The organism is Pseudomonas sp. P5_A2_2, assembly GCF_054177685.1.
The window spans coordinates 1-3,215 of the sequence record NZ_JBGCUL010000517.1; the positions used below are offsets into that span (position 1 = coordinate 1).

3 protein-coding genes and 1 pseudogene are annotated in these 3,215 nt (G+C 56.6%); all 4 read right to left on the reverse strand.

What is annotated here, in order from left to right; all coding sequences use genetic code 11:
- Nucleotides 1-173, reverse strand: a pseudogene (locus ACXRVY_RS21490) (CDP-diacylglycerol--serine O-phosphatidyltransferase); the annotation flags it as partial.
- 144 nt (nucleotides 174-317) lie between these two features.
- A complete protein-coding gene (gene ilvC / locus ACXRVY_RS21495) occupies nucleotides 318-1,334 on the reverse strand; it encodes a ketol-acid reductoisomerase (RefSeq protein ID WP_003228216.1) in 1,017 nt (338 codons plus the stop codon).
- Nucleotides 1,335-1,379: 45 nt separating this feature from the next.
- A complete protein-coding gene (gene ilvN, locus ACXRVY_RS21500; RefSeq protein WP_003176102.1) occupies nucleotides 1,380-1,871 on the reverse strand; it encodes an acetolactate synthase small subunit in 492 nt (163 codons plus the stop codon).
- A 2-nt stretch (nucleotides 1,872-1,873) separates the two neighbouring features.
- Nucleotides 1,874-3,215, reverse strand: a 1,342-nt coding sequence (gene ilvB / locus ACXRVY_RS21505; protein ID WP_458238187.1) for a biosynthetic-type acetolactate synthase large subunit, incomplete at its 5' end; no start/stop codon positions are given.

Sequence of the window (3,215 nt, forward strand, 5' to 3'; positions counted from 1 at the left end):
GAATAGAACCCTGCGAACAGGTTCGCAGTGGTGAACAGATTCGGCAGAAGATAGATACCACGATGCCGGACTTTACGACCTTCAGCGTCATGCCCTTCCTCGACATGTTCATCGATGGGCAGCAGGCTTTCGGCGTCAGAAGCCTGGTTTGGCTCTTCGGGGCGTTCGCTCATGGACATTACCTTGCAACGGGGTGGAAAGTCTGGACAGGTGTCTGGGACGACGGTTCGGCCGCAAACGATGCAGCTTTATACCAGAACCGGCCTCCCAAACGAAAAAACGCGGCCTAAGCCGCGTTTTTCGTACAAGGGCGTGACTTAGTTTTTAGCTTTGTCGACGATCTTGTTGGCACCGATCCACGGCATCATGGAGCGCAGTTGCTCGCCGATGATTTCGATACCGTGAGCGGCGTTGTTACGACGCTTGGCGGTCATCGAAGGATAGCCGGTAGCGCCTTCGCTGATGAACATCTTGGCGTATTCGCCGTCCTGAATACGTTTCAGGGCGTTGCGCATGGCCTGACGGGATTCGGCGTTGATGACTTCAGGGCCGGTCACGTACTCGCCGTATTCGGCGTTGTTGGAGATCGAGTAGTTCATGTTGGCGATACCGCCTTCGTACATGAGGTCAACGATCAGTTTCAGTTCGTGCAGGCACTCGAAGTAGGCCATTTCCGGCGCGTAGCCAGCTTCAACCAGGGTTTCGAAACCGGCCTTGACCAGCTCAACGGTACCGCCGCACAGAACGGCTTGTTCGCCGAACAGGTCGGTTTCGGTCTCGTCCTTGAAGGTGGTTTCGATGATGCCGGTACGACCGCCACCGACGCCAGCAGCGTAGGACAGAGCGACGTTCTTGGCATTGCCCGAGGCGTCCTGGTAGATCGCGATCAGGTCAGGGATACCGCCACCCTTCACGAACTCGGAACGTACAGTGTGGCCTGGAGCCTTCGGCGCGATCATGATCACGTCGAGGTCAGCGCGCGGCACAACCTGGTTGTAGTGGATCGCGAAGCCGTGGGAGAAGGCCAGGGTGGCGCCTTTCTTGATGTTCGGCTCGATTTCGTTCTTGTACAGGGAGGACTGGAATTCGTCCGGGGTCAGGATCATGACCAGGTCGGCAGCTGCAACTGCAGAAGCAACATCGGTCACTTTCAGGCCGTGGGCTTCAGCCTTGGCAACGGTAGCCGAACCTTTACGCAGGCCGACAGTCACGTCAACGCCGGAATCTTTCAGGTTGCACGCTTGAGCGTGCCCCTGGGAACCGTAACCGATGATGGCAACTTTCTTGCCCTGGATGATCGACAGGTCGCAGTCTTTATCGTAGAAAACTTTCATGAATTTCCCCTATATCAGGCCGTTCAGGCCGTTCGCTAATTTGGTTTAGATGCTGAGTACTTTGTCGCCGCGGGCAATGCCGGTCACGCCGCTACGGACGGTTTCCAGAATCGATGCAGTGCCAATGGACTGAATGAAGCTGTCGAGCTTGTCGCTGGTACCGGTCAGTTGAACGGTATACACGCTGGCGCTGACATCGACGATCTGTCCACGGTAAATATCGGTAGTGCGCTTGATCTCGGCGCGCTGGGCGCCGGTGGCCTTGACCTTGACCAGCATCAGTTCGCGCTCGATGTGAGCACTCTCCGACAGGTCGACCAGCTTTACCACTTCGATCAGCTTGTTCAGGTTCTTGGTGATCTGCTCGATGACCTCATCGTGACCAACGGTGGTCAGCGTCAGACGCGACAGGGTCGGGTCTTCGGTTGGGGCCACGGTCAGGCTTTCGATGTTGTAGTTGCGCTGCGAGAACAGGCCGACTACACGAGACAGAGCGCCGGGTTCGTTTTCCAGAAGCAGGGAAATAATGTGCCGCATGATTAGGTACRCTCCGTCTTGCTCAGCCACATATCGCGCATGGAGCCGTCTTTGATCTGCATCGGGTAGACGTGCTCGCTGGTATCGACCGAAATATCGATCACCACCAGGCGATCTTTCATGGCGAACGCTTCTTCCATCTTCGACTTCAAATCTTTCGAATCGGTGATGCGCACACCAACGTGACCATAAGCCTCCGCCAGCTTGACGAAATCAGGCAGCGATTCCATGTAGGAATGAGAGTGACGGCTGCCATAGCTCATGTCCTGCCACTGGCGAACCATGCCCAACACACCGTTGTTCAGGATGACGATTTTTACCGGCAAACCGTATTGCAGGCAGGTCGACAGTTCCTGAATGTTCATCTGGATGCTGCCTTCGCCCGTAACGCAGACGACATCATCATCCGGAAAGCTCAACTTGATGCCCATGGCTGCCGGAAAACCGAAGCCCATCGTGCCCAGACCACCAGAGTTGATCCAGCGGTTCGGCTTGTTGAACTTGTAGTACTGCGCCGCGAACATTTGATGCTGACCCACATCGGAAGCTACAAAGGCATCCCCCCTGGTCACTTCGCACAGGGTTTCGATCACGGTCTGCGGCTTGATGACGCTGCCGTCACCCTTGTCATAAGGGAACAGGCCGCGATCACCACGCCACTCATCAACCTGCTTCCACCAGCTGGCAACGGACTCCTTGTTCGGGGTCTCGCCGATTTCCTTGAGGATCGCGACCATTTCGGTCAGGACACTCTCGACCGGACCAACGATAGGCACATCGGCCTTGATAGTCTTGGAGATCGAAGCCGGGTCGATGTCGATGTGAATGATCTTGGCATTCGGGCAGAATTTCGAGGCACCGTTGATGACACGGTCGTCGAAACGCGCGCCGACAGCGAGGATCACGTCAGCATGGTGCATCGCCAGGTTGGCGGTGTAGCTGCCGTGCATGCCGAGCATGCCGATGAACTGACGATCGGTGCCAGGGTAGCCACCAAGGCCCATCAGAGTATTGGTCACTGGCAGGTTGAGCATCTTCGCCAGTTCGGTCAGTGGTGCGGAACCACCGCCGAGGATCACGCCGCCGCCCGAGTACAAGACTGGGCGCTTGGCCGCCAGGAGCATTTCTGCCGCCTTGCGGATTTGACCGGAGTGACCACGAACAGCTGGGCTGTAGGAACGCAGCTTGGCTTTTTTCGGGAAGACGTATTCGAACTTCTCGGCCGGGTTGGTCATGTCTTTCGGGATATCGACAACGACCGGACCAGGACGACCGGATTGCGCCAGGTAGAAGGCTTTCTTCATGACTTCCGGAATTTCCGACGCGTGCTTGATCATGAAGCTG